The 25,446-nt window shown below is 37.6% G+C and carries 29 protein-coding genes; 24 read left to right on the top strand and 5 right to left on the bottom strand.

Annotation, left to right across the window (positions count from 1 at the left end):
• The first annotated feature begins 207 nt into the window (after positions 1-207).
• From PQ511_RS11945 to PQ511_RS12010, 15 genes are all read left to right on the top strand, one after another.
• Positions 208-1,047, top strand: coding sequence for a sugar nucleotide-binding protein (locus PQ511_RS11945; protein ID WP_273852140.1), 840 nt, complete (start codon positions 208-210; stop codon positions 1,045-1,047).
• A 2-nt stretch (positions 1,048-1,049) separates the two neighbouring features.
• A complete protein-coding gene (locus PQ511_RS11950) occupies positions 1,050-1,214 on the top strand; it encodes a serine kinase (RefSeq protein ID WP_273852141.1) in 165 nt (54 codons plus the stop codon).
• A 232-nt stretch (positions 1,215-1,446) separates the two neighbouring features.
• Positions 1,447-1,968 (top strand): GrpB family protein, encoded by a 522-nt coding sequence (locus tag PQ511_RS11955; protein ID WP_273852142.1) that lies wholly within the window; start codon positions 1,447-1,449, stop codon positions 1,966-1,968.
• A 118-nt stretch (positions 1,969-2,086) separates the two neighbouring features.
• Entirely contained in the window at positions 2,087-2,488 is a 402-nt protein-coding gene (locus PQ511_RS11960) for a hypothetical protein (RefSeq protein ID WP_273852143.1), read from the top strand.
• 47 nt (positions 2,489-2,535) lie between these two features.
• Entirely contained in the window at positions 2,536-2,682 is a 147-nt protein-coding gene (locus PQ511_RS23750; protein WP_420541693.1) for a hypothetical protein, read from the top strand.
• Between the two features lie 72 nt (positions 2,683-2,754).
• Complete coding sequence (locus PQ511_RS11965) at positions 2,755-3,177, top strand: GNAT family N-acetyltransferase (protein WP_273852144.1); 423 nt, start codon at positions 2,755-2,757, stop codon at positions 3,175-3,177.
• Between the two features lie 67 nt (positions 3,178-3,244).
• Positions 3,245-3,781 carry a GNAT family N-acetyltransferase gene (locus tag PQ511_RS11970; RefSeq protein ID WP_273852336.1) on the top strand — a complete coding sequence of 179 codons (537 nt, stop codon included), beginning with the start codon at positions 3,245-3,247 and terminating at the stop codon, positions 3,779-3,781.
• Positions 3,782-4,070: 289 nt separating this feature from the next.
• On the top strand, positions 4,071-4,280 hold the full coding sequence (locus PQ511_RS11975) for a hypothetical protein (protein ID WP_273852145.1): 210 nt from the start codon (positions 4,071-4,073) through the stop codon (positions 4,278-4,280).
• Positions 4,281-4,402: 122 nt separating this feature from the next.
• Positions 4,403-5,074 (top strand): 5'-methylthioadenosine/S-adenosylhomocysteine nucleosidase family protein, encoded by a 672-nt coding sequence (locus tag PQ511_RS11980; protein ID WP_273852146.1) that lies wholly within the window; start codon positions 4,403-4,405, stop codon positions 5,072-5,074.
• A 315-nt stretch (positions 5,075-5,389) separates the two neighbouring features.
• Positions 5,390-6,883 (top strand): peptide MFS transporter, encoded by a 1,494-nt coding sequence (locus tag PQ511_RS11985; RefSeq protein WP_273852147.1) that lies wholly within the window; start codon positions 5,390-5,392, stop codon positions 6,881-6,883.
• A gap of 159 nt (positions 6,884-7,042) precedes the next feature.
• Positions 7,043-7,753, top strand: a complete 711-nt coding sequence (locus PQ511_RS11990) for a nucleotidyltransferase domain-containing protein (protein WP_273852148.1) — start codon at positions 7,043-7,045, stop codon at positions 7,751-7,753.
• 72 nt (positions 7,754-7,825) lie between these two features.
• Positions 7,826-8,383: a M15 family metallopeptidase gene (locus tag PQ511_RS11995; RefSeq protein ID WP_420541694.1), complete on the top strand. Its 558-nt coding sequence runs from the start codon at positions 7,826-7,828 to the stop codon at positions 8,381-8,383.
• Between the two features lie 17 nt (positions 8,384-8,400).
• Positions 8,401-8,865 (top strand): NUDIX domain-containing protein, encoded by a 465-nt coding sequence (locus PQ511_RS12000; RefSeq protein WP_273852149.1) that lies wholly within the window; start codon positions 8,401-8,403, stop codon positions 8,863-8,865.
• Between the two features lie 278 nt (positions 8,866-9,143).
• On the top strand, positions 9,144-10,517 hold the full coding sequence (locus PQ511_RS12005; RefSeq protein ID WP_273852150.1) for a hypothetical protein: 1,374 nt from the start codon (positions 9,144-9,146) through the stop codon (positions 10,515-10,517).
• 24 nt (positions 10,518-10,541) lie between these two features.
• Complete coding sequence (locus tag PQ511_RS12010; RefSeq protein ID WP_273852151.1) at positions 10,542-11,471, top strand: aminoglycoside phosphotransferase family protein; 930 nt, start codon at positions 10,542-10,544, stop codon at positions 11,469-11,471.
• A 56-nt stretch (positions 11,472-11,527) separates the two neighbouring features.
• Here the strand turns inward: PQ511_RS12010 and PQ511_RS12015 are convergent, their stop codons facing one another.
• Entirely contained in the window at positions 11,528-14,173 is a 2,646-nt protein-coding gene (locus PQ511_RS12015) for an MMPL family transporter (protein ID WP_273852152.1), read from the bottom strand.
• Positions 14,170-14,622: a MarR family winged helix-turn-helix transcriptional regulator gene (locus tag PQ511_RS12020; RefSeq protein WP_273852153.1), complete on the bottom strand. Its 453-nt coding sequence runs from the start codon at positions 14,620-14,622 to the stop codon at positions 14,170-14,172. The genes PQ511_RS12015 and PQ511_RS12020 overlap by 4 nt, the downstream gene beginning before the upstream one ends.
• 252 nt (positions 14,623-14,874) lie before the next feature.
• On the opposite strand from PQ511_RS12020, the gene PQ511_RS12025 reads away from it, so the two are divergent.
• A complete protein-coding gene (locus PQ511_RS12025) occupies positions 14,875-15,186 on the top strand; it encodes an AbrB/MazE/SpoVT family DNA-binding domain-containing protein (protein ID WP_273852154.1) in 312 nt (103 codons plus the stop codon).
• A 79-nt stretch (positions 15,187-15,265) separates the two neighbouring features.
• On the opposite strand, the gene PQ511_RS12030 is transcribed toward PQ511_RS12025, so the two are convergent.
• Entirely contained in the window at positions 15,266-16,024 is a 759-nt protein-coding gene (locus PQ511_RS12030; protein WP_273852155.1) for a TrmB family transcriptional regulator, read from the bottom strand.
• Between the two features lie 151 nt (positions 16,025-16,175).
• On the opposite strand from PQ511_RS12030, the gene PQ511_RS12035 reads away from it, so the two are divergent.
• From PQ511_RS12035 to PQ511_RS12045, 3 genes are all read left to right on the top strand, one after another.
• On the top strand, positions 16,176-17,348 hold the full coding sequence (locus PQ511_RS12035; RefSeq protein WP_273852156.1) for an MFS transporter: 1,173 nt from the start codon (positions 16,176-16,178) through the stop codon (positions 17,346-17,348).
• A 61-nt stretch (positions 17,349-17,409) separates the two neighbouring features.
• The gene (locus PQ511_RS12040; RefSeq protein WP_273852157.1) at positions 17,410-18,054 is read left to right on the top strand and encodes an SDR family oxidoreductase; all 645 of its coding nucleotides are present in this window, start codon (positions 17,410-17,412) and stop codon (positions 18,052-18,054) included.
• A 143-nt stretch (positions 18,055-18,197) separates the two neighbouring features.
• Entirely contained in the window at positions 18,198-19,127 is a 930-nt protein-coding gene (locus PQ511_RS12045; RefSeq protein ID WP_273852158.1) for a manganese-dependent inorganic pyrophosphatase, read from the top strand.
• Positions 19,128-19,230: 103 nt separating this feature from the next.
• On the opposite strand, the gene PQ511_RS12050 is transcribed toward PQ511_RS12045, so the two are convergent.
• A complete protein-coding gene (locus PQ511_RS12050) occupies positions 19,231-19,776 on the bottom strand; it encodes a hypothetical protein (RefSeq protein WP_273852159.1) in 546 nt (181 codons plus the stop codon).
• A gap of 71 nt (positions 19,777-19,847) precedes the next feature.
• Between PQ511_RS12050 and PQ511_RS12055 the strand changes: the two genes are divergently transcribed.
• Positions 19,848-20,762 (top strand): phosphatidate cytidylyltransferase, encoded by a 915-nt coding sequence (locus PQ511_RS12055; protein WP_273852338.1) that lies wholly within the window; start codon positions 19,848-19,850, stop codon positions 20,760-20,762.
• Between the two features lie 55 nt (positions 20,763-20,817).
• On the opposite strand, the gene fabL is transcribed toward PQ511_RS12055, so the two are convergent.
• Positions 20,818-21,573, bottom strand: a complete 756-nt coding sequence (fabL, locus tag PQ511_RS12060; protein WP_273852160.1) for an enoyl-[acyl-carrier-protein] reductase FabL — start codon at positions 21,571-21,573, stop codon at positions 20,818-20,820.
• A gap of 195 nt (positions 21,574-21,768) precedes the next feature.
• On the opposite strand from fabL, the gene PQ511_RS12065 reads away from it, so the two are divergent.
• The 4 genes from PQ511_RS12065 to PQ511_RS12080 all read left to right on the top strand — a co-directional run bounded on the left by PQ511_RS12065 (position 21,769) and on the right by PQ511_RS12080 (position 25,280).
• Positions 21,769-22,014, top strand: coding sequence for an HPr family phosphocarrier protein (locus PQ511_RS12065; RefSeq protein WP_273852161.1), 246 nt, complete (start codon positions 21,769-21,771; stop codon positions 22,012-22,014).
• Between the two features lie 180 nt (positions 22,015-22,194).
• The gene (locus PQ511_RS12070) at positions 22,195-22,767 is read left to right on the top strand and encodes an RNA polymerase sigma factor (RefSeq protein WP_273852162.1); all 573 of its coding nucleotides are present in this window, start codon (positions 22,195-22,197) and stop codon (positions 22,765-22,767) included.
• Entirely contained in the window at positions 22,751-23,512 is a 762-nt protein-coding gene (locus PQ511_RS12075) for an anti-sigma factor (protein WP_273852163.1), read from the top strand. The genes PQ511_RS12070 and PQ511_RS12075 overlap by 17 nt, the downstream gene beginning before the upstream one ends.
• 247 nt (positions 23,513-23,759) lie before the next feature.
• Positions 23,760-25,280 carry a glycine betaine uptake BCCT transporter gene (locus PQ511_RS12080; RefSeq protein ID WP_273852164.1) on the top strand — a complete coding sequence of 507 codons (1,521 nt, stop codon included), beginning with the start codon at positions 23,760-23,762 and terminating at the stop codon, positions 25,278-25,280.
• The last annotated feature ends 166 nt before the right edge of the window (positions 25,281-25,446 follow it).

Consider the following 25,446-nt stretch of genomic DNA (forward strand, 5'->3'; position numbering starts at 1 on the left):
CATTTAGTTGCGAAAAATAAAAAAAACTCTAAGTAGATGGTTGTAATCTTGAGGTAATTGTATTCATATTCTATTATCTCTTAACTTATCTTTTCAGAAGTAAGCAGGGATTTGGATATAGCACAATGAATACGACAACTTGGACAGGTTTTGCAATTGGGATAATTTTAATATTGGCTTCTTACTTTTTATGTTTTGGAGGATATTATGAAAAAACTACTCATTATTGGTGCCAGCGGGCTTATTGGGAAAGCTATCTTGGAGGAATGTAAAAACGATTTTGAAGTGTATGGTACATATTTTTCGAATAAAATTGAACTACCGGGTGAAAAGCAATTCCAGTTGGGATTGCACCAATATGACAAACTAAAAGGGATCATTAGAACAGTTCAGCCTGATATTATTGTATCGTGCTTAAGGGGAGAATTTGATCAACAATTGGAATTTCATAGCCAATTGGCATTGGAATTACGAAACACCCAGAGTCTGCTTTATTATTTTTCTACTGCAAATGTATTTGATGGTGACTTTTCAAAGCATCATATAGAAACGGATCATCCTGTTGCTCAATCAGACTATGGAAATTTCAAGATCAAATGTGAGAATACATTAAAACAGATTCTAAATGATAGGGCAATTGTTATTAGGATCCCCGCAATTTGGGGTAAGGAGTCTCCAAGAATGAATTTGATTATGGAAAGTATTGAAGGCAACCAGACTATCGAGGTATATAGTAATTTGGAATGTAATAACCTTTTGGATACTCAGCTTGCAAAGCAATTACGGTATATAATCGAAAAAGATTTGAAAGGAATCTTTCATTTAGGTTCAGTGGATATGATGACACAAGAAAACTTTTTTGGAGCATTAATAGAGGCGCTTTCAGGTGAAAGGGAACTACTGAGATCTAAGTTATTTGACGATAAAGAAAGTACTTTTTATTTTGGATTGCAATCAAGCCGAAATGATCTTCCTTTCACATCAAAAAACACGAATCCTAATATTATCTCTGGGCTTGTGTCAGGTGGCGCGTATTTGGAGGAATAATCTTGAGGTTATTTATAGTTATTCCACTTATTTTAGTTGGTGGTTTTTTAGTCGGCTTGAAAATTAATGACATAGGAAATTCAGGAAATATTATTATGAATATAGTAGGTCTTTGGTTTCTCTTCATTGCTATATTAATGGGTCGAAAAGGTAAAAGTAATGGTTAGAAAGAGTCTTAACTTCCTTACGAGAATTTCCTACTTTACTTTGTGGTTAACTTTTAAAGGGAATTCTCCTGCTAGTCGATAGGTGGAGTTTAGTAAAGAAGTGAATGAGTTTACGAAATCATTCAATGAAAATCAATAATCCATCCTACACATTCTCAACTCTTGGAACGTTCTGATGATATAAGTGTAGTGGTAAATTTACATTTAATAGTCTAGTAGAAGGGGTGTAGCCATGATAAAACCGAATGTCATTTTGAATGAGTATACGATTGAATGGGAAAGGCAATTCGAATATGAAAAAAATCGTATTATGGCTGCTATTGGTAATCAAATCGATGGAATTGAACATATTGGAAGCACTTCTATAAGAGGATTAATGGCTAAGCCTATTATTGATATTATGGTAGGGGTAAGAAGTTTAGAAAGGACATCAGCTTTTGTAAAACCATTAAGCGAAGTAGATTATGAATATGTTCCAAAGCCAGAGGTTACAGAAAGAAAATTCTTCAGAAAAGGGTTATGGGGCAATGGGACTTGTCACTTACATATATGTGTAATACATAGTACAGAATGGATTGAAAAAACAGTATTTCGTGATTATCTTAGAAAGCACCCTGAATCTGTTGAAGAATATGCTTTGCTAAAATGTAAACTCGCTATTAAATATAAGTATGACAGACCAGCGTACACCCAACAAAAAGAACCATTCATTAAAAACATTATCAAACATGCCAGGATTGAATTTCAGAGATGAATTTCACTCCATTATCTTTGAGCAAAAGCTGAAGAGCGATAAAAGTTTTCTTGATAGGAAAGTCTATTTTTTAATATCAAATAGGATTCGCTTCGTCATATGAGAGGGGTTTTTTTATTTGAAGAATACAACTTCTATTCTCTCTTTCTTGTTGCTGTTATTAGTAGGGTGTAGTCAAGGGGATCGTAATAAAGACTTAGAGAATTCGATTCATACTATCTTGGCAGATCAAAGCCAGAGTGAGATAAGAGTTAACTCGCTTACGAATTTCGAGTGGGAAAAAGCGTTTCTTTTCACGCCTTACTCTTCACAAAATAGTATAGAACAACAATTAGGGTTTTATTTTAAAGACTCAAGCAATATTGAAATAAGAGATGATATTTATCTTATGGTTTTTGTGAACGGTAGCAAAGTTGTTCAATATGTCGAATTAGATCGCCGAATGGGTGAACTTTCACTTGGAGAAAAGGATCATCTTACTCCCAAAAAAGACTTCATTCGTATTATAAGGAATAGATAGATGCTTCTTCTTTAATGAACCGGGTACTTGGTAGTGGGTTAGAGGTCATGTTAGGAAGCATTTTTGGGATTGTTTATAGATTAGCTAAGTCTCTTGTTTCCGGGATACTCCTTCACTTTCTATGGAACTTATTTTCATTCTACTATTTTCATTCCATAGAGCAGGCAAGGTGGAATCAACGATTAAATGTCTAATTAAACCGGAGCTTAACGCTTTGAATATATTATTCGAAGACGGAATAGGAAAGTCTAAAAAGGAGAAGTAAAATGTATAATGTTGAGAAAGCTAATATTACAAACTTAGATGAAATCGTTCGCATTGACAGTGAAATAACCGGAAACCCAAACAGACGTAACTTTATTAAAAATACCATTGAGAGCAGAAGGTGTATCATAGTTCAGGAATCAAAGAATATTGTGGGATGTTTAACCTATGATACTAATTTTTTTGACTGTACATTTATCTCCCTCATTATCGTATCTCCTTCAAAAAGACGGAAAGGTTATGCAAGTTTGCTGCTGGAATATATGATCAACCATTCTCCTACTTCAAAAGTATTTTCTTCTACTAATCGTTCTAACGTTAGGATGCAGAAAGTATTTGAATCGAATGGATTTATTCAAAGTGGTAAAATAGAGAATTTGGATGAGGGCGATCCAGAGCTTATCTTTTTTAAACCAACTTACTAGATCTCCCATTATTGAGTCCTAGATGTTAAAAACAAGCAAGAAGATGGGAGTGAGTTTAAGGGTGATAATGAAATTAATTCCAAGTGAATGGGAGACTTCAAGACTAACCATTCAAGATCTTAAAGAAAGTGAAATTCCTATTGTTCAAGAGATCTATGAACAAGGGGATTACGTACATCAATGGGACGGGGGTAACCTAGATCATGAGTATGCTTATCGCTGTTTTACTGATGGCGACTTACCTCCTAATGGTACTAAAGAGCGCTATAAAATTCAGGTCTTAGCACTAAAGGGAACGGGAACTATTGTGGGGATTCTTACCACTTATCATGGATATCCGAAGGCTGAAACATTTTATATTAACTTTCTATACATCGACAAGGTATATCATAAACAAGGACTAGGGAAAGAAGTCATTAATGAATTACTCAAGGTTTTAAGAGAGTGCAATTTTGGAGAAGTCCGAGCAAGTGTAGCCATAAAAAATTGGCCAGCTCTTAGATTTTGGACTGGACTTGGACTAAATACAGTTAATGGATTTTATGGGGATAAGGTATATGGGGCAGATCAATACGCTAACATCGAATTAATTAAGAAATTTTAATCCCATTTCTTTGACAATTTTGAGCTTGTTTGTAATAAGATATACTGCAAAAATTCAAAGAAGGTACCCATTATCTTCAGAAAAATCGTTCTCGAGTGACGATGTTGGTTGGACGGCAGTCATCGTATTCTGGAAAGTGAAATGTGGATATGATTGTTCTTCTTATTGTAGTGGGATTTGGTATATTACTTTGGCAACTCTGTTTAGCTTTTTATCAATTTAGGTTTTTCAATGTTCGAACATTTATTCGTGATTTTCTTCTGATTGATAATGGGAAAGGATGAGAAGTATGGCAGTATTTTTAATTAGTTTCTTCTCGGCAGTAATCATATACATGACTGTTCATTCGATCATCAAGGCATTAAAGATAGCCTTAAATAGAAATGAGATATCAGAACGAAAATATAGACTTATTATGGCTGTTTCAATTTTTATAGGTACTTTCGTAGCAGTAGTTTTACCTTTTGGCTATGAGAGACTTTTTGATGTTATTCTGTAAAGTCTTTTTTAGCGTTTGTTTCATAATAAGTAAGTGCTTCATGTAGTTTATTGAAGGTTATCTATTAATAACCAATGGTTGAAGATCATAGTGGCAAATTACATTTGTAGGGTGATAAGTCAATGATAGGAATAAGCATAGCAACGAAGTGGGAATACGAAGCAACTTTAGAATACTTTGGCATAAAAGATAAGAAACGTATTGATTATCCTTATGGGGAGTATTTCATAAGAACCATTAATGATATTGAACTAGTATTTTATAGTACAGGTGTAAGAAAGGTAAATGGCGTTGGTGGTACTCAATTTATGATTTCTAAATTTAATTTAACTAAAGTCATCGTGGTTGGAACTTGTGCAGGAATAGATGATAAGTTTAGTAATTTAGATATTTTTGTACCTAATAAAGCCGTTCAATATGATTGCACAGTAAAAGATATTGAGCCTCTTATTAAACAATCTTTTTTAGTTAATATTGATTTATCTAACTATGGAAATGATTTTTATAAAGGAACAATTGGCACCGCTGATAAAGCAGTAGTTATGTGGAAGGACTATTTAGAACTTAAAGATAACGAAATAACAATAGCCGATACAGAAGCGGGGGCAATCGCTTATATCTGTAAGAAAAATGATGTGGAATGCATTATTATTAAAGGGATATCTGATTTTCCAACAGATGAAAGAACCTCTGATAAGTTCGAATCCAACATTGAACAAATGAATGTTTATATAGAAAATACGCCCAAAGTTATGAACAAAATATTTGACGAATATTTAATAAGATTTATATAAATAACGTTGAAGCAGATGAGTCACTCCATATAAGTCAGTAGTATTAGAAAAAATATTACCATGCACATAGTTAGAGCCTTTGGTTAATACGGAGCAATTAATTTCGAACCATAATAAAATCATGTACATAAAAAGAAGCATTCTGTTCAAATTGAATGGCGTGCTTCTTTTTTATACCTCTATTTTTAATTATTTTAAAATAACTTAATATTTTCAATTTAAACAATTTTTGTTCTTTGTTAACGCTTTCTAAGATTTCTTTGACTTTATTAAAATACTAAAATATTATAGTAAAGGAATAGGGGAGGTAGTAACATGTCATCTATGAATAAACAGAAAATTGTGGATAGTGTTCCTCAAAAAGGTTTCTTTGGACATCCGAAGGGGTTATTCACTTTATTTTTCACAGAATTTTGGGAGCGCTTTTCTTATTATGGAATGCGAGCTATCCTCGTATTTTATATGTACTATGAGGTTTCAGAAGGTGGTCTGGGGCTAGAGCAAAATACGGCATTAGCCATCATGTCGATTTATGGTTCACTTGTCTATATGTCCGGAGTAATCGGTGGCTGGTTAGCAGATCGAATATTCGGAAATTCAAAAGCCGTCTTCTATGGTGGAATATTCATCATGTTTGGTCATATTGCTTTATCATTTCCAGGAAGTTTAGCCATGTTTTTTGTCTCCATGGTATTGATTGTTATCGGAACTGGATTATTAAAACCGAATGTTTCAACGGTTGTCGGTGAATTGTACAGTGAAAGCGATACGCGTCGCGATGCGGCTTTCAGTATTTTCTATATGGGTATCAACCTTGGTGCATTCATTGCGCCGCTAATCGTCGGTAAACTTATGGAAACAAAAGGATTCCATTGGGGATTTGCGGTTGCAGCCATCGGTATGTTCTTAGGACTTGTGGTCTTTATGATTACAAAGAAAAAGAATCTTGGTCTTGCTGGTACCTATGTTCCAAACCCACTGACACTAACTGAGAAGAAGAAATATGGATTAATTGCAGGATTAGTAGTGGTTGGTCTTGCTATTATTTTAGGTATTACGATTCCTGCAGGCTTATTTACCTTAAACGTATTTATTAACTTAGTTGGTATCTTCGGTATCGTCGTTCCAACCATATATTTTATCGTGATGTACTATAGTCCGAAAACAACGAAAACGGAGCGTTCCAGAGTGGTCGCTTATATTCCCTTGTTTATTGCAGCGGTTATGTTCTGGGCAATTCAAGAGCAGGGTTCAACCATTCTAGCAGTTTACGCAGATAAGCGAACGGATTTAGAATTCATGGGAATCAGTATATCGCCAGCTTGGTTCCAATCGTTAAACCCGTTATTCATCATTCTACTAGCTCCAGTATTCGCTTGGATGTGGATGAAACTTGGCCATCGTCAGCCATCGATTCCGAAGAAGTTTTCGTTCGGTCTATTGTTTGCCGGTTTATCATTCTTAGTGATCTTACTGCCTGCCTACTTCGGTGGAGAAGATTCATTAGTAAGCCCATTGTGGCTTATGCTTAGCTATTTAATTGTTGTACTTGGTGAGCTATGCATATCACCTGTAGGTCTTTCTGCCACAACCAAATTAGCTCCAGAAGCTTTCTCTGCTCAAACGATGAGTCTTTGGTTCTTAGCTTCAGCTGCGGCGCAGGCGTTGAATGCACAACTTGTGCGTTTCTATACACCAGAAACAGAAACGCTGTACTTCGGAGCAATTGGAGGTATGGCGATCGTATTAGGTATTGCTCTATTCCTGCTTTCACCTAAGATTCAGGAATTTATGAAAGGTGTAAAGTAATTGATTAACTCTCCGAAGGTTTTCGGAGAGTTTTTATATACATGACTGGTGGGGAATGGCTTCCTTTCTGAGTTTAAAAAGGCTATATTTAAAGTTAATTGACAATGATAGTTGATACTGCTTTTAGAAATGAAAATTGATTAAAATGGAGCATGTGAAATGGAATCATTACAAATCATAATATCGATTGCTAAAAAACTTGTCCAAACAAGAACTCCCGATTGTGAGGCTGCTTTTCTAGCTGGAAGCGTTGTTCGGGGGGAGGCAACAGCTACATCTGATCTCGACATCGTCGTGTTTGATTCGTCCGTTACTGCTTCATATCGGGAAAGCTTTTTCTATGAAGGATGGCCGATCGAATGGTATGTTCATAATTTAGATAGCTATCATGCTTTTTATGAAAGTGACTGTGCCCGGGCGAAACCGTCTCTTCCTAAAATGGTTTCAGAAGGAATTGTTCTTTATGATAAAGGGAAGGCATCGGTATTACAGTATGAGGCGAAAAGCCTTCTAAAAAAAGGCCCGTCACGATGGGGAGAGAAAGAAATTGACCTGAAACGCTACTTCCTAACAGATGTTTTAGAAGATTTTATTGGCGCTACTGATCGTGGGGAAGAAATGTGCTGTGCAGCTTCGCTTGTCGAACAAGTTCACGAATTTATTTTACGCACAAACGGTCAGTGGGTTGGCTCCTCCAAATGGATCGTCCGCGCACTTCATAATTATGACACTAACCTAGCAGCAAAGTTTGTCCACGCCTTTGATCATTATTACAAAACAAATGAAAAGGAAAGTATCATTTCGTTTGTTGATGACGCTTTACAACCATATGGTGGTCGACTATTTGATGGGTTTTCATTAGGAAAGTAGTCCTTGCGTCAATATCAATCGCCTCCTATGTTATGATCAACTTAATAGATTCATCATGTAGGAGGTTACGATTTGAAAGGGTTTAATTTTATAACCTACCTTTTTATTATAGGAATTGGATTTCTGATTATTCATTTTAAGGACGATCTTGAAGGAATGTTTATTCAAAAAGATGTTCCATTACCTACAGAGCTTCATCCAACAGTAAACGAAGCAAAAGATACGTTAATAAAAAAGGCAGCCGATAAGGACATCGAGATTGTAATTACGGACGGACACCGAACAAAAGAGGAACAAAATGCACTTTATGAAAAAGGAAGATCAACAGAAGGAAAAGTGGTCACAAATGTTACCGGAGGTGGATCTTATCATAATTATGGTCTCGCGATCGATTTTGCATTGAAGTTAGATGATGGAAATGTGGTGTGGGATATGGAACGAGATGATAACGAGAATGGGAAAGCAGATTGGATGGAAGTTGTAGCGATTGCAAAAAACCTTGGTTTTGATTGGGGCGGAGACTGGAGTAGTTTTAAAGATTACCCTCATTTGCAAATGGATTTTGGCTTAACAATGCGACAATTAAAAAATGGTCAAAGACCTGATAAAAGTGAATATGCGACAAACTAGTTTGAAAGGATTCTAATATGAAAACTAGAAAAGCTGTAGGAGCCATTGTGACACACAATCAGCGGTTTCTCATCGTTCGCAAAGTTACAATTAAAACGAGGATGGGGGCAGAGTTCCAGAATGGGTCATGGGATTTTGTAAAAGGCGGGATAGAGGACCAAGATGAAACGGTCGAAGCGGCTATTAGAAGAGAATTACTAGAAGAAACGGGGTCCGTCGCTTACTCGTTAAAGAAGCGATATGTTGACACCATCTCATTTTCCTTTCCAGAATCGATTCAAAAGAAAATTGGTTATCATCGCCAAACCACCGCCATGTTTCATTTCGAATATGTTGGTGACGGAAATGATCTTGATTCGAATGATAAAGAAATTGATAGGGTCGATTTTGTCGATGGAACAGAGTTATTAAACCTTTTAGAGCACGACGAATCAAAAGAATTTTTCATTAGAAATGGTAGCCAGATCATACATGAAAAATAAATAAAGTTTTTTAAAAAAGTGGTTTACTTATTTTAAAAAGGGGTAAATTTAAACTAACATAATTTTCCCCCTTTTGTACCGCCCGTTAAATCGGGCGGTACTTTTTTTACATAGAACCATAGTGAGAGAATAGTATCATTTTGAATAAAAGGATATGTTCTTTGAATTCTTGAAAATTTAAACAGTTATCGATAGGATAAGAGCAGCAAACCAACAACGGGGAAGTAGACGAACGTATTCGATTTTCTTTTCGTTCGCCTATTGGATAGGAGAAGAACATGTGGAATACTAGACTGTTTCAGCATATTTACATCTTTTATTTATTCATTTTTTTGTTAGATGTTATCAACCTTTTTTGGCCAAATGATTCTCTTTATATGACGATTGGCCTATTAGCCATGTTCATGATCGCAATTAATTTCAGAGAAGCGGATCGTGTTTTTAAAATACTTGGCGTGCTTCTGTTAAGTGCAGGATGCTTTTTTTATTTTTCAAGTGACGTCCCTATCATGAAGATTCCAACTTTTTTTGCCGGTAATATCGGTTTGCTTTTTCTTTTATCCATGCTCCCCTGGATGAATAGTGTTGTGAAAGCAGGGAGATATAATCAGTTGTTGCAAACATTACTTGGGGGCAATGTGAAGAGAATGGGAGATTTGTATGTAAGAGGGGAAGCTACGATGGTATCTCTTGCTGCCTTTTTAAATTTATCGTCTGCTACCATTTCTCAAGATTTATTAAAAAAACAATTGAAAAAATCCAAAACAAGCGTAAGAAATCGTTTTATTGCTATGGCGACTTTAAGAGGTTATTCCCTTGCATTATTATGGAGCCCTTTAGAGATTTTACTTGCTACATCCATATTTATTACCAACGCTAATTATTTAGAAGTGTTGCCCTGGATGCTCCTGATCGCCTTATTAGGTTTTGGGTTTGATTCTATTATTGGAAAAATCACCTTTCGAAATGAGATGGTAAAAGAAGTAGGTACGCCTTCAAAGTTAGGAAAAGGTAGTAAAAAGAAGTTACTAGAATTTATCGTGGCGCTGGTTTTGTTTTTAATAGTTGTTGTTTTTCTTACGAATGTGCTTCAGTTTAATTTTTTGTTCGCCGTAACGATCGCTCTATTTCCTTTTGCTTTTGTTTGGGCATTGTTGTTGAAACGAAGAAAAAGTTTCTTTCAAATTGGTTTATCCAACTGGAAAAGACAAACAAACCATTTACATAATTTCATCGTATTGCTTTTAACACTTTCCTTTTTTACTGAAACGTTAAATGCTTCTCCATACCTGCGTTACCTTCAGGATCCCTTAGTGGCACTTGAAGGACATCAAGTCTTCATTATGTTTTTTATTCAGGCTACCTTTTTAATCATGACATTGTTAGGTGTCCATCCTATCGCTACAATGGGGATTTTCGGAGGCGTGAGCGGGCTCTTGTTGGGTATGTTTCCTTCCGTTACGTTAACGATCCTTCTTGCTAGTTGCGCAATCGCAACTGTTCCATCAGCACCTTATGGGCTTATCGTTACATTAACTTCAGTAAGTTTGAAAATGAATCCTTATAAAATTGTGTGGAGAAACATTCCCTTTAGCTTGATGTGTGGTTTTATTGGTATTTTAATTGCTTATTGTACGTTATTTCTTTATTAAAAAGTGGAAGGAAGAGGGCATAAGATGAAGTTGCAAGAGCAGTTTGTTCAATCAGTTTGCTTTTATTTCAAGGAAGAGGGAAAAGCGTGGCTACAGAAATTACCAGATATAATCAAATATTGTGAACAAAAATGGATGCTGAAAGTTGGAGAGCCTTATCATCTTTCGATCAACTATGTTGCTCCGGCTAAATTAGAAAGTGGAAAAGAAGTAGTGGTGAAATTTAGTATACCTGGAGTAGCGTTTCTTGATGAAGTGGAATCTTTACGCTTATTTAATCATCATGGAATGGTTCAAATTATTGACTTTGATCGTGAGAGAGGCATCATCATACTAGAAAAATTAACTCCTGGTTATACGCTTGCAACTGTGAAAAATGACGAGCTAGCATGTCGTTTCGCTGCTGAAGTGCTTAAAAAGTTATCGATTTCTTCTCCCAATAATAACAGGCTTCAAACAACAGCTATAAGAGAGAAGTCGCTGCAAGCTACTGTAGCTGAGAATGAGGATGGATATGGGCCACTTTCTTCTCATACCCTAAAGACTGCACTTACACTTTTTACAAAATTGAATCAATCCATCACTCATTACAAGTTGCTACACGGAGATTTTCATCACTATAATGTGCTTGCTTCGGGGGAGGCTGACTGGGTTGCGATTGATCCAAAAGGGTTGTTGGGGGAAACGGAGTATGATGTGATTCAGTTTCTTTTAAATTGCTTACCGGAGAAAGAAGTCTATGAAGTAACTAGTAAACGGGTAGATATCTTTACGAAGGGTCTTCAACTTAATAAGGAGCGCTTACTCCTTTGGGGTTATTGTCATACTGTACTGGCGACATCATGGAGTGTAGAAGGGAGTAACTATAGTAAACCTTTTTATCAAATGATTGAGATCTTTGAGAGGATGTATAAGGAGACATATGATAAAGAAATAGCTCAGTATACGATATAAACTAAAAAAATCTCGGAGCGCTGAATCATGTGCACCGAGATTTTTTTATTAGAAGTCTATCTTTTTTTAGGTTTAAATGGCCACCAGATGCCATTTCCAAATGAAACGACAACTGCAGGAATGAGAAGAGGGAGAACGATTAGACCATATAGTAGCAAACCTGTAATGACAATGGTAGCAATTTGCATTAGGCTTAGGACACCAGAAGGCATCATAGCACCAAATGTTCCTGCTAATATAATAGCCGCGGTAATCACAACTGTTCCCATTTTTGCCATAGACCGATGCATGGCTTCCATAATACCAATCGAAGCTTCTTCGTTAAAGCGGTCGAGTAGAAAGATGGAATAATCCACGCCAAGTGCAATGAGCATAACAAATCCAAAGAATGGAACAGCCCATGTAATGCCATCATAGCCTAGTAGATTAATAAAGATTAACTCCGAAATGGCGATTGATGTAAAGTACGTAAGTAGCAGTGAACCTATCATCACAATTGGCATAATCATGGAGCGGAAAAGAAGGGTTAAGATAATAAACAAACCGACAAGCATGATGATCACGGTTCTTGTGAAATCACTCGTTGAAATATCAGATAAGTCGCTATTAATACTTGAAACCCCGCTATAAGCAACCGTTGCTTCTTCAAGTGGTGTTCCGTCAATTGAGCGGGAGACAGTCTCTTTTATTTCACGTACGGTTTGAATGGCCTCAGTTGAATAAGGATCTTCTTTTAAAATTACTTCAAGTGTAACGGCCTTTTGATCATCGAACGCATACCGTTCAATAGCTGGTGCAAACTCATCGTTATCAAGTGTACCTTTTGGAATGAAAACGCCCGTGTCTCGAAGTGCGTTCGAATCCCCCATATTGGATACCAAATCTGCGGCGTCCTGTAAGCCGTTCTTTATTTCATTCAGTCCATCAATCGATGACCCAACACCTTTTGATAAATCCGAAATGCCACCACTTAATTCAGAAACTTGACCTGACTGACTTTGTAGATCGGAAGAGGCACCTGCTAGCCCCTGTTGAATTTGGCCAAGCTGCTGTTGAACCTGACCGAGCTGTTCTGAAGCTGCAGCTACATTTTGAGATTGTTGAAGTCCTTGTGAAATGGAACCAAGCTGATCATTCACTTGCCCCAATCCGTTTACTGCATCTTCAAGCCCTCCGGCATTACCGCCAGACGGAATTTGACCGCTAATTTGATCTAATCCATTTTGTACTTCCGTTAATCCATTCTGTACGTCATTGATACCGTTCGCAGCATCATTTAAGCCGTCACCAACCTGTGAAAGTTGTGAATCAACATAGAAGTCATCAATCACATCTCCTGCTGGTCTAGTAATGGACCTAACAGAAGCTACCTCTTCGTTCTTCTCAATGTCTTTGCTAATTGTTTCGATATAAGGAAGCAATTCTTCCGTTACAATCGCATCATCTTGCTGAATAATGACTTTAACAGGAAGCGAATCCCCTTTACCGAAACCTTCTTCAATCGCATCTAGCCCTTTAACAGATTCATAGTCACTACCAATCTCGTTGACAGTATTAAACGACAGTTGATCGTCATAAGTGAAAAGGAGTGGAACCATGATAACGGCCACAACGACCATCGACCAAATTGGTTTGTTAATAGAGAAACGACCAAAACTGGTCCATAGTTTACTATCTTTGTGAGACGCTGATTTTTTTGAAGGCCAAAACAGTTTCTCTTTCAACAGCGCCATAAAGAATGGAACGATGGTAAACAAAACAAGCATTAAGACGGCAATCCCAACAGCAACTCCAACAGCTGATTTAAAGATAGGGAAGTCAGCAAAGCCAATCGCCGCAAAACCAATGAAGACGGCTAATCCACTTATTAATAACGTTCGTCCTGCTGTTTTATACGTATTTACGATCGCATCTTCTACTGAATGTCCTTCTGTTAATTCTTCTTTATACCTGCTTAAAAGAAGAATACAGTAGTCTGTTCCTATTCCAAATAAGACGGCAACTAAGAAGATTTGTGTATAGTTGGACACTGGGAAGCCAATCCAATCAATCAAAAACGCAACAATTGACTGGCTAAGAAGATACGTTACACCTACAGCGAGCAATGGAATAAAAGGTGTCGTAATGGAACGGAAAACAGCGAGTAGAAGTATAAAAATTAATGCGACAGTAATGATTTCAGTGCGTTCAAGTCCTTTTTGAGCACTTTCATTCACATCATGATTAATGATGGCCTCTCCTGTAAGATAAGCTGTTGTATCAGAAGGTACGACATCTTCTCGAATGTGATTGGCGAGGTCATTCACTTCTTCATCCGTTCCATCTACTGTAATTGGTAGAAGAACCGTTTCTTTATCTTCAGAAACAAGTTGCTCCGTCATTTCTTCACTTTCGAAAGGATCGAGCACATCTTTAATGATGGACTCTTCTTCTTTAAGCTCTTGTGCAATAGAAGAAACCGTTTGTTTTGCTTGATCTTCAACGGGTTGATCATAAGTAAACACTAGAGAAATCGTTTCATCTCCTGCCCCGGCTTCCTCAAGTATGTCCGCAGCTACTTTTGAATCAGCGTTTTCAGGGAGTTGAAATGTCCCTGCATCCTCGGCCTGCTTGGAAAGGTTTGGAGATAAGATAAATAATGTGATAGTTAGCGCGATAAGTGCCAATGCAATTGGCCATTTAAATTTTAAAATTTGTCTCATTTTGCATCTCCTTCTGTTTTTAAAATTGAACTTAACTTACGAAAAATCCGTAAGAATTCATCTATTTCTTCTTCATGAAAATCATTTAATACAATTTTTTCAACATGTTCATAAATGACTTCATTAAACAAAGTAACAACATCATTTCCTTTTTGGGTAAGTGTGATGGATTTGCCTCTTAAATCCTCTTTAGAATCAACAGTCCTTACAAGTCCTTTCGTCTCAAGTTTTTTGTAACGATTGGAAATCGCGCTCTTGTGTACGCCTTGTAAAGAAGCGAGTTTACCTGGAGAGATACATCCAGATTTTGAAATGATCTGAAGCATCTGAAGCTGTTCAGAAGAATACTCTTCAAATAGTTGATGCTCAAAAGAACGAATAATTCGTTCAGTTCCATACATGATCACTTCTTCAAAAAGCTCAACGGCTTCACACAACTTCTTTTTCATTCATATACCTCCGTTAGTTTATCCTCTAAACATTATTAGTTTACCCCCTAAACGATGAGGAATGCAAAGATTAACTATTATGAAATAGGTGAAGAATTTCGGTGAATGGATGAACACTTTGTGGAAAGTTTTGTGAAATGGGAAGAAATAATGAAAATTTACAGAATTTTGGAACAATAATGATTGCGTATTTGTCTTGTTGATATTATGATAAAAGAAATAGAGAGATGTTCGCTAAAACGAAAGGGAGGAATGAGGGTGAAGAGCACTGGTGTTGTAAGAAAAATTGATGAACTAGGCCGAATTGTCATTCCTAAAGAACTCCGCCGTACGTTAGACATCAATGTGAAAGATCCAATTGAAATTTTTACAAGTGAAAACAAAGTGATATTACAGAAGTATCAAGCAGACATGGCCTGCATGATCACAGGTGAGATCCTAGATGATAACCAGACGTTTGGTAATGGAAACATAGTGCTCAGTAAAGAGGGAATGCTTCTTCTCCAAGAAGAATTGGAGAAGAAGTTAGGAAAAAAAGAAGAGGAAATGATAAATGCGGAATAATGAATCTTCCCTTCCATCCACATGGGAGGGTATTTTTTTTGGAGAATGTGTCGATTGGGAAAGTAGGGTGCAGGGCAAATCAATACCTTAACTTTAGAAGGACATCCCGAATATGGGGATCTTCCATCATCGTGGAACCGAACTTTCTTGTAATTTCTGTTAAGGCAATGTCGTGGTAAAAGAATTCAGTAAAAAAAGTAACGAGTGGTTTTGATTTCGTGTGGATCGCCTGCCAGTTCGTATCTTCAATACCTGCAAATAAAACTTCTTCATGATCAATAATCACGATCCGACTTCGCTCAAGTTTCTGGTGATCTGTATCTGGAATGAGGGTTATTACATGACTAAGGTTAGAGTCAATTTCCCCAATTGTATGTATTTCAACTGCAATTCCCTCCGCTTCTTTTTCCTCAAGTAAAGGAAGGTGTTGGACAATATCATCCGCCCAACCGGAGAAAATAATTGAACAAGTTGAAAGGTGAAGGAGTTCAGATACAAGGGAGTGAATCGACTGTTCTTCTTTTAGTGTCCAAACGCGGTCATCAATCTTTTTTTTGCGAGATTGTATGGTTTTTAGTTGGTTAATATTATCGTTAAAGTCATGCTGAAGTTTCGTAATCGCTGAATCCAGTGGAAGTGGAGCATAAAGGCGCTTTTTTTCAGTAGTTGATTCTAATATCATTCCTTTCTCGCTCATACGCCGAAGAACATCATAAACTTTTGATCTAGGAACGCCAGAGCGTTTAACAATTGACGTGGCATCAAGAGCTTCGTCGATTGTAATAAGAGCTTCATAGACCTGACTTTCATATTGCGTAAATCCAAACTCTTGCAGCATGTATCCATTCTCCTTACTTCGTCAGTTCATTTCTTATTATGATAGCACAACCGATTGAGACGGGAAAAGCGACCTTCATTTTCCTATTGATTAATCTTTGCATTAAAGTTACTCTTTTAGTGGTAACTTTATAAAAGGAGTGCGAGGATGAATGAATAAACGAGTATATTTACTAACAATCGTTTCGTTTGTAGTCGGGATGGTTGAGTTAATCATTGGAGGGATTCTTGACCTTGTTGCAGAAGATCTCCAAATTAGTCTCGGGAAAACGGGACTTTTGATTAGTGTTTTCTCTATCGTGTTTGCGGTAATGGGGCCGATCCTATTATCCCTCACTGCAAAAGTAGAACGTAAAAAACTGACGCTCTACTCGCTAGTCGTTTTTCTTGTAGGTAACTTAATCGCTGTATGGAGTTCAACATTTTCATTATTAATGGTAGCCAGAATCATTGCTGCAGCCAGCGGCTCCCTTTTAGTTGTTTTATGCGTTACAATGGCATCAAACATTGTTAAAAAGGAATATCGCGCTAGAGCGATTGGTGTTGTATTTATGGGAATCAGTGCATCGCTTGTTTTAGGTGTTCCTATTGGCTTGATGTTAGGAAATGCTTTTGGATGGAAAGCTCCATTTATCCTTATTATTGGTCTTACGCTATTATCAATGGCAGGCGTAGCGTTGTTTATGGAAAAAATTCAACCAAAGCCAGCAATCCCTATTCTTAGCCAAATCAAAACATTAAAAGATAAACGTATTTTAACTGCTCAACTTACATCATTTTTGTTTTTAACAGGTCACTTAACGCTTTACGGCTATTTGACACCATTTCTAAAAACAACGCTTGGATTATCCGGTAATTGGGTAAGTATTGTTTATCTCATCTTTGGAGTAGCTGCAGTTGCCGGTGGAGGGTTAGGAGGAGTGGCTTCTGATCGTTTTGGTACAAAATCAACCATTTTGACAACGATTCTGGTTTTTGCAATAGCCATGTTCGTGATTCCATGGTCAACGTTCTCTTTCCCGCTATTTCTGATAATCATGGTGCTCTGGAGTATGTTAAGTTGGGGAATTACACCTGCTCAACAAAGCTATTTAATCGAATTGGCTCCAGAATCATCGGACATTCAACAAAGTTTAAATAACTCAGCTCTTCATCTTGGCATTGCCCTCGGCTCTTCTGTTGGAGCTTTTGTAATTGAAAAGTATTCAGTCGAAATGAATGCAACTGTTGGTGGTATGTTTATACTATTTGCCCTGGCAACAGCGATTTTTTCTATTTCTAAAAATCGTGAAGTATTATCTGTCCTGAAGAAGAAAGCTAGTTAGTTGCGAGAGCAAAAAGGGTTTGAAATAATAGTCGTATGATGATCGGAAGGAGCGTTTTATGATGAATGTATTCGTGATTGGAGCAAACGGTCAGGTTGGTCAAAACATTGTAAATTTACTTCATACTAAGGAAGAACATTCTGTGAAGGCAATGGTCCGAAAAGAAGAGCAGGCAGATGAATTAGCTAGCAGAGGAATAGAAGCAGCAGTAGTCAGTCTTGAAGACTCGGTTGAAGCTATTTCTAAAGCTATGAAAGGAAGCGAGGCCGTCATATTTGCTGCAGGTTCAGGAGGGAATACAGGGTCAGATAAAACATTATTAGTGGATTTAGATGGAGCGGTCAAAACGATTGAAGCCGCTGAAAAGTTAGGAGTAAAACGTTATGTAATGGTCAGTGCACTTCAAGCGCATAACCGAGAAAACTGGCACGAAGCCCTTCTTCCTTATTATGCTGCGAAACATTATGCGGATAAGTGGTTAGAAGCAAGTCAATTAGACTACACAATTGTTCGTCCTGGCGGACTGTTAAATGAACCTGGAAGTGGTAAAGTTTCGATCGCTGAAAATCTTGGTAGTGGGTCAATTTCACGTGAAGATGTAGCGGAAGTAGTTGTCTCTACTTTGAAGAAGGAAAACACGATCCGTCGTTCGTTTGACTTGCTATCAGGTAACAAGGAAATTAAACAGGCTCTTGATTCATATTAAAGAAGAGCTCGGATTCCCTATGCAGGAGGCTCCGTTTCCTGACTTTTCTTGTTAGAATCATACGAAATAATATTGAGTTTATACGAAGAGATCTTTACAATATGTAGTGTACATAAATTTTTTCATCTAAAAGGAGCGGAATTATGGAAAAAGTATTGATTTTTGGACATAAAAATCCTGACACAGATACGATTACATCTGCGCTTGTCTATGCAGATTTAAAAAGAAAACTAGGTATGGATGTTGAGCCAGTTCGCCTTGGGGCAGTTAACGGTGAAACACAGTATGCGTTAGATCAATTTAATGTAGAAGCTCCTCGCATGGTTCAAACGGTTTCGAACGAAGCGAGTGCTGTTATTCTTGTAGACCATAATGAACGTCAACAAAGTGCTGAAGACATCGAAAACGTACGAATTCTAGAAGTTATTGATCATCATCGCATCGCAAACTTTGAAACAGCTGACCCTGTTTATTACAGAGCAGAACCAGTTGGTTGTACGGCAACTATCCTTAATAAACTTTATAAAGAAAAGAATGTTCAGATGGATAAAAAAATAGCAGGTCTCATGCTTTCTGCAATCATCTCTGATTCTCTTCTTTTTAAATCACCTACGTGTACGGAAGAGGACATTGCAGCAGCTCGCGAGTTAGCTGAGATTGCAGGCGTGGATGCAGAGACATATGGACTTGAAATGCTGAAGGCTGGTGCAGACATGAGCAGTAAGACGCCTGCAGAACTCATTTCCCTTGATGCTAAAGAATTTGGGATGGGGTCTTCTAAAGTTGAAGTTGCTCAAGTAAATGTAGTAGATACTCTTGATGTTCTTGCGCGTCAGGATGTTGTGGAAGAAGAAATGAGAAAAACCATCGAAGCAAAAGAACTCGATCTTTTCCTTCTTGTGGTCACAGATATTTTAACAAATAATTCTACAGTTCTTGCATTAGGGAAACAAGCCGGTCAAGTAGAGAAGGCATTTAACGTCACGTTAATGGAAAACATGGCAGTGCTTGAAGGTGTTGTTTCTCGAAAAAAACAAATTGTACCTGTTCTAACAGAGACGTTTACAGCGTAATAGTCATGCCAAACTCGGACAGATTCTATAAGGAATCTGTCCTTATTCATAAGTGTTCGTGTAAATATAATCCATATAAGGGAATTGCCAATTGAGGAACCAATTAGAGTTGTTTTCTAATAGGTTCATAATCAAATAGTTTTCCCTCATATAGGAGGGTAAGCTGTTCGCATTTTCGGAAATCGTCAGGTGTCACGAGGGCAGGAAGCTTATCCCATAGTTCAATGCCTGATCGATGAAGAACTTCAGCTACAAATTGTGAGCAGAAGTAAGAATTACTAAATTCAATCGGTTCATTCATTGAAACCCCTAGAACACCGAGAATGTTATATAGAAATCGTTGTTTATTTTTAATGAAGATGGTTAACAACCGCTTCATTTTTATAACATCACGTTCGGTAACATCTAGTTCATAAATCACACATGTTGTATTTGGATAACGGCGGTATGTTCCTGTTAGGACATTTTCCTTTACAAAGCCACCACTCATAGGGTTACTCGGTTTTTTTCTTCCGAAGCTATACATATCATTTAATTGCTTATCAAAAGCAAGGGAGGCATGGTTGTAAGGTGCTTTTGTGTATTTTTGTATTGATTTTGTAAACAGCGTACCAGTATCTGAGAGTAAAATATATATTTTTTGAGTCATGATCCAATCCTCATTCTTTTGACGTTTAATGTCATTATACATAAAATGATGCATGATAAGGAGGTGCCTTTCTGGAAAGTACAGTATGGACCTTGTCGATTATTCTACTTGCTTTATTATCTGCCCAAGTGATTTTTAGCATTGTGAAACACAACCAGCCTAATAAGGATTTTACGGGGCTACTAGTAAAAGTGAAAACGTGGTGGGGGATGTTTGGGGTATTCTGTCTTGCCACTTTATTTAATCCGTTCGTGTCATTATTTTCTTTGATGGTTCTTAGTTTCTTTGCGTTAAAAGAATACTTTTCTATGATGAAAACAAGAAAAGCTGATCGCAGGCTATTTCTTTGGTCTTATATTGCGATCCCAATTCAATTCTATTGGATTTTCATTGATTGGTATGGGATGTTCATTGTTTTTATTCCTGTATACGTTTTCTTATTACTACCACTTCCACGTATAGTAGGAAAAGGTACGCTGGGTTTTTTAAGATCAGTAAGTTCGACTCAATGGGGCTTAATGTTGATGGTTTTTGGTTTAAGTCATCTTGCCTATTTTCAAATTGCATCTCCTATGTATGGCGCAAACCTTGTCTTATTTCTAGTCGTACTAACTCAAGTGAATGATGTGGTGCACTATGTGGTATCCCTATATGTCGGAAAGAGAAAAGTCGTTCCGTCTTCCAATCCTTTTATCACAATAGAAGGTTTTTTCTGTTCGTTATTAGCAACAGCAGCGCTTGCTTATACGTTATATCCATATTTAACGCCATTTAACTCTTTATTTGGCGTATTGTCAGGAGTATTAATTAGTGTAGCTGGTTTCCTAGGAAGCTTAACCATTTCCGTTCTGAGACGAGATCTTTTGCTTGGGGATCGTAAAAAATTAAAGGCTCTAGAAGAGAGTTACTTGAGTCGTGTCGATAGTCTAGCTTATACTTCGCCTGTTTTCTTTCATGTGATTCGTTACTTTTTTGATTTTATGTGACGAGAAATAGCCGTTAATGAAAAAGACAGCGGAATGACCGCTGTCTTTCTAATGTTTATTCACCTAGTAAGGATAAACCACCATCGACAATAATGGTTTGCCCCCTGATCATACTCGCTGCTGGAGTAGTTAAGAAATAGGCAGTATCAGCCATGTCTGTTGGTTCTACAAGTCGTCCTGCAGGGTTTCTTTTCTTAGCGGAATCTAAGAGTTCATCTCGATTTGGAAAGTGTTTAAGAGCATCTGTATCTACAGCTCCACCTGATACAGCATTCACGACAATTCCTTTTGGTGAAAGCTCAACTGCTAAATATCGTGTGATTGCTTCGACAGATGCTTTTGATACACCAACGGCCACATAGTTAGGAAGGGCACGAATGGAGCCAAGACTTGACAAGGCTACGATCGCCCCGCCGCCATTCTTTTCCATTATTTTAGCAGCTTCTTGCGCAGCAAATAAATATGCTTTTGCATTGATGTTTTGTGTCCAATCCCAATGACTTTCTTCAATTTCCATCAGCGGTCTTAATACACCTGATGCTGCGTTGTTCACAAAAACATCCAGTCGTCCAAATGTTTCTTCAGTTTCATGGAAAAGAGCAGTAATCTGCTTTACTTCACCAACATTTGCTTTAACAATATGTACAGTGATCCCGAATTCTTGTTCTAACTCTAATTTTGTTTGCTCAGCATCTTTTTTCTTTCTCATAAAATTCAGCACAAGATTGTACCCTTCGGATGCGAATTTGCGGGCAATAGCTTTACCGATCCCCCGTGTGCCTCCAGTGATGAGTGCTACTTTATTAGCCATTTTCTGTCACCTCTTTAGTATCTAATCAATCTTATCATACAGGAACAATCAACCTGTGAAAAGTTTGATGGATAGAAAGGTAGGTATAGATACGTTAAAAAATTGAGTGGGATGGAAGGATGAATGAGATGGTGCCTCATAAGTTATGATATAATTCCAGCTAGAGGATGAATAAGGAAATGGGAGGAAGCGGAAATGAAGTTAAAAGTACTTAAACCAATATTTGCTGAAACTGCTAGTCACCTTGTGAATACTGCAAGCCGTTTCGAGGAAACCATTTTGTTGAAAAAAGAACATTGGGTCGTTGACGCGAAAAGTCTTCTTGGAGTTCTAGCGCTTTCTTTACAACCTGGTCAGACACTCGAATTGGATAGTAAAGGTGACAATTCATCAGATGTTATCGCTGCATTCCTATCACTTGGGTTATTTGAAGAAGCGTGAGCCTTCCCCCTAGGAAGGTTTTTTTAAAGGAGGTCATCTAACCGTTGCTTGCGAGTTTATGAAACGGTTTTAAGATATTTTCTCAAAAAACACATCTAAAATAGACTGCGTTACGTTAGCTATACATAAGCTTTTCTGCCTCTTCAGGCTAGCGTCAGTTGCAATGAAAAGGAGAATGATATGAGAGAACTTAACGATGCCGAGCTGTATAGTAAGGTTCAGGCAAAGAATAAAGAAGCTCTCTCATCTCTTTACGATCGATATGAAAAGCTTCTATATTCATTTTCATACCGGATTGTAAAAGATGGAGGACTTGCTGAAGAAGTGATGCAAGAAGTGTTTATTAAGCTTTGGAAAGGAAAGGCTCAATATAATGAAGAAAAAGGAAAGTTTTCTTCATGGCTCCTTACCATGACGAGGCATACAGCGATCGACTTGTTGCGTAAGCAGGCAAAAGAGCCGGACTATGAATTAGATGAACGTGATGCATTGCATAGCGAGGAAGCTTCAGTTGAAGACCAGGTTGAGTGGAAAGAAAGAGGCAAAGTACTCCGGACAGCTGTGTCAAAACTGAAAGGTGAACAAAGAAAAATTATTGAGATGTTTTATTTCAAAGGGATGACGCATAAAAGAATTTCAGAAGAGTTCGACCTCCCACTGGGTACTGTAAAAGGCCGAATTCGGCTAGCTTTAAAACACTTAAAAACCAGTCTTAGTGAGAAAGGAGGGGTCTCAGATGAAAGTAAATTGTGAACAGCTGCTTGACTATTTTAATGGAACCTTATCAAACGAAGAAAAAGAGCGGTTCGAAGCTCATCTCGTATCATGTGAAGAGTGCAGAGAGGAGTTAAAGGAGCTGGAAGAATTGACAGGTGACCTTCCTTATCTCTCCATACCGGAAGAGCCGCCTGCCGGGATGAAAGAACGTGTTCTGGCAAGCGTTTTTGAAAGTGATACGGGTACAAAAAGTCATACCACAAATGAAAAACCTAAAGTTGAACAAACAAACAACGTAGCAACATTACAAACAGATAGAAAAATGAAGCAACCTAAATGGATTGCACCAGCTTTAGCTGCGGCGCTATTTCTTTCTTTGACTGGAAATGTTTATAATTTCGTGAGTGAAGGAGATGGGGAAACATCTCAACCAGAAGACATTTCCTCTTTAGTCAAAGCCGTTCAGCTACAGCCTTCTGAAGCAGAAGCCTCAGCAGGGTCCGCCGCTCTAATGAGTGAAGATGGAAAAATGAATTTAGTTGTTCAAGTAAACGATGTGGCAGAAACAGAAGGTGACCAAGTATACCAGGTCTGGTTACTAGAAGGTGATAAACCATATCGAGCAGGCTACTTTACCCCTAATCAAGAAGGGAAAGGCGAAGTAGCTTACGAGGTTGAATACGAAGGAGACCATGACTGGGACGCTGTTGCAATTACGCTTGAGCCAGATCATACGAGTGAAACACCTAAAGGTAAAATTGTATTAAGCTCAGGATTATAGAATTAAAATAAAGTAGAGGTGAGAACCTCTGCTTTTTTATTGTGGAAAGTAGTAAAGAATAGTTTGTTGTAACGTTTTTTTGTGTGAAGATGTAGCGAAGTTTTTAGTAATTAGGGAAGGGGTATATTATACTAAATTCTTATAAAAATTTGAAAATACGTTGGTTTATGCTTATGATTAGAAGCTGTGTGGTTATTATTCCAAAATATTTTTTAGATCCACATAAACTTTCATGGGAGTGGACAGAATGCACAAGGTAACAAATGTTTTTTGGATTGGCATTGTGATTGCAATTGTCTTTGTTAGTTGGGGAGTGATTATGCCTGACAATCTAGATCATGTTATGACGGTATCCCAAAATTTCTTTTTAGATCAGTTTGGATGGTTTTATCAATTAGCTGCTACTTTCTTTTTAGTATTTGCGACCTATTTAATCTTTAGCAGATTCGGTCATATCAAGTTAGGAAAGGACACCGACAAACCTGAATATAGTAGACTCACCTGGTTTGCTATGCTGTTTAGCGCCGGTATGGGAATAGGGCTATTGTTCTTTGGAGTATCAGAACCGATGTCCCACTTTTCTACACCGCCATATGGTGAAGGAGGAACGGTTGAAGCCGCTCACCTTGCTCTTCGCTATACCTATTTACATTGGGGCTTTCATGCCTGGGCGATTTACGCTACGATCGCTTTAGCATTAGCATATTTCAAATTCAGAAAAGGCGCCCCAGGATTAATGAGTGCTACGCTTTATCCGCTTTTAGGCGATAAGGTCAAAGGCCCAATCGGGATTACGGTTGATGTCGTAGCTGTTTTTGCAACAATTTTTGGTGTCGCTGCTTCGTTAGGATTGGGCGCTCAACAAATCAATGGGGGATTAAGCTACTTAACAAACATCCCTAATAATTTCACAGTTCAATTAATTATCATTGGCATTATTACTGTACTCTTTACAGTATCAGCAGGAACAGGCATTAAAAAAGGGATTAAGTATTTAAGTAATGCAAATATGGCTCTAGCCGTAGTCCTTCTAATCCTTTTCGTCGTTTTAGGACCAACGAAGTTTGTATTAGATCTATTTGTGACCACATTTGGTGAATATGTCCAAAATATTTTTGCGATGGGGATGAGATTGGCCCCAATGAACGCAGAAGGCGAATCATGGATTCAGAATTGGACGATCTTTTACTGGGCATGGTGGATTGCCTGGTCGCCGTTTGTTGGAACGTTTATCGCGAGGGTTTCAAAAGGACGGACTATTAGAGAGTTTATGATTGCAGTTACAGTTGTGCCAACGGTGGTTTGTGCCTTCTGGTTTGGTATATTCGGAGGCTCTGGGATTTTCTTTGATTTTACACAGGGAACGGACATAGCAGGTCAAAGTCTTGAGACTGGTTTGTTTTATCTCTATGAGCAACTTCCATTAGGAGGCATATTAACAGTCGTAACTTTATTGTTAATCTCGACCTTCTTTATCACATCAGCTGATTCGGCAACTTTTGTATTAGGTATGCAAACAACAAACGGAAGCTTAAATCCTCCCAACTTCGTGAAGTTCAGCTGGGGCTTTATTCTATCAGCTTCTGCAGTTGTTTTGATGATAACTGGTGGTCTTGAAAGCATGCAAACGGCGATAATCGTCAGTGCATTTCCGCTAACGATTATCCTTCTGTTTACATGCTGGGGAATGTTGAAATCCTTTAATGAGGAAGTTCCAAGAAAACAGAAGACGCAAGCAAAAGCAAAGAAAGATTTAAAAACCGTTTAGTAAAAAAGCCTTTGAAGGTTAACCTTCAAAGGCTTTTCTCTGCGCAATGCTCTTTTAAAAATATACAATTCATGATTTAGAAGGAGAAGGTAAGGAATATGGAAGTCAGCTCAGTAGAGATACAAAGAAATTGGTACACAAAGTTGGCAGAATTGGTGTATTTTCG

This window comes from Guptibacillus spartinae (assembly GCF_028610625.1).
Lineage (GTDB): Bacteria > Bacillota > Bacilli > Bacillales > Guptibacillaceae > Guptibacillus > Guptibacillus spartinae.

What these genes read in the sequence shown, in the direction of transcription:
- PQ511_RS11965 (WP_273852144.1), top strand. Translation starts at nt 2,755, where the DNA reads ATGTATAATGTTGAGAAAGCTAATATTACAAACTTAGATGAAATCGTT.
- fabL (WP_273852160.1), bottom strand. Translation starts at nt 21,573, where the DNA reads ATGGCTAATAAAGTAGCACTCATCACTGGAGGCACACGGGGGATCGGT.
- PQ511_RS12040 (WP_273852157.1), top strand. Translation starts at nt 17,410, where the DNA reads ATGAATGTATTCGTGATTGGAGCAAACGGTCAGGTTGGTCAAAACATT.
- PQ511_RS11975 (WP_273852145.1), top strand. Translation starts at nt 4,071, where the DNA reads ATGGCAGTATTTTTAATTAGTTTCTTCTCGGCAGTAATCATATACATG.
- PQ511_RS12065 (WP_273852161.1), top strand. Translation starts at nt 21,769, where the DNA reads ATGAAGTTAAAAGTACTTAAACCAATATTTGCTGAAACTGCTAGTCAC.
- PQ511_RS12075 (WP_273852163.1), top strand. Translation starts at nt 22,751, where the DNA reads ATGAAAGTAAATTGTGAACAGCTGCTTGACTATTTTAATGGAACCTTA.
- PQ511_RS12035 (WP_273852156.1), top strand. Translation starts at nt 16,176, where the DNA reads ATGAATAAACGAGTATATTTACTAACAATCGTTTCGTTTGTAGTCGGG.
- PQ511_RS12050 (WP_273852159.1), bottom strand. Translation starts at nt 19,776, where the DNA reads ATGACTCAAAAAATATATATTTTACTCTCAGATACTGGTACGCTGTTT.
- PQ511_RS11970 (WP_273852336.1), top strand. Translation starts at nt 3,245, where the DNA reads ATGAAATTAATTCCAAGTGAATGGGAGACTTCAAGACTAACCATTCAA.
- PQ511_RS11980 (WP_273852146.1), top strand. Translation starts at nt 4,403, where the DNA reads ATGATAGGAATAAGCATAGCAACGAAGTGGGAATACGAAGCAACTTTA.
- PQ511_RS23750 (WP_420541693.1), top strand. Translation starts at nt 2,536, where the DNA reads ATGTTAGGAAGCATTTTTGGGATTGTTTATAGATTAGCTAAGTCTCTT.
- PQ511_RS12010 (WP_273852151.1), top strand. Translation starts at nt 10,542, where the DNA reads ATGAAGTTGCAAGAGCAGTTTGTTCAATCAGTTTGCTTTTATTTCAAG.
- PQ511_RS12030 (WP_273852155.1), bottom strand. Translation starts at nt 16,024, where the DNA reads ATGCTGCAAGAGTTTGGATTTACGCAATATGAAAGTCAGGTCTATGAA.
- PQ511_RS12000 (WP_273852149.1), top strand. Translation starts at nt 8,401, where the DNA reads ATGAAAACTAGAAAAGCTGTAGGAGCCATTGTGACACACAATCAGCGG.
- PQ511_RS12070 (WP_273852162.1), top strand. Translation starts at nt 22,195, where the DNA reads ATGAGAGAACTTAACGATGCCGAGCTGTATAGTAAGGTTCAGGCAAAG.
- PQ511_RS11955 (WP_273852142.1), top strand. Translation starts at nt 1,447, where the DNA reads ATGATAAAACCGAATGTCATTTTGAATGAGTATACGATTGAATGGGAA.
- PQ511_RS12015 (WP_273852152.1), bottom strand. Translation starts at nt 14,173, where the DNA reads ATGAGACAAATTTTAAAATTTAAATGGCCAATTGCATTGGCACTTATC.
- PQ511_RS12045 (WP_273852158.1), top strand. Translation starts at nt 18,198, where the DNA reads ATGGAAAAAGTATTGATTTTTGGACATAAAAATCCTGACACAGATACG.
- PQ511_RS11945 (WP_273852140.1), top strand. Translation starts at nt 208, where the DNA reads ATGAAAAAACTACTCATTATTGGTGCCAGCGGGCTTATTGGGAAAGCT.
- PQ511_RS11985 (WP_273852147.1), top strand. Translation starts at nt 5,390, where the DNA reads ATGTCATCTATGAATAAACAGAAAATTGTGGATAGTGTTCCTCAAAAA.
- PQ511_RS12025 (WP_273852154.1), top strand. Translation starts at nt 14,875, where the DNA reads ATGAGGGTGAAGAGCACTGGTGTTGTAAGAAAAATTGATGAACTAGGC.
- PQ511_RS12020 (WP_273852153.1), bottom strand. Translation starts at nt 14,622, where the DNA reads ATGAAAAAGAAGTTGTGTGAAGCCGTTGAGCTTTTTGAAGAAGTGATC.
- PQ511_RS12080 (WP_273852164.1), top strand. Translation starts at nt 23,760, where the DNA reads ATGCACAAGGTAACAAATGTTTTTTGGATTGGCATTGTGATTGCAATT.
- PQ511_RS11990 (WP_273852148.1), top strand. Translation starts at nt 7,043, where the DNA reads ATGGAATCATTACAAATCATAATATCGATTGCTAAAAAACTTGTCCAA.
- PQ511_RS12005 (WP_273852150.1), top strand. Translation starts at nt 9,144, where the DNA reads ATGTGGAATACTAGACTGTTTCAGCATATTTACATCTTTTATTTATTC.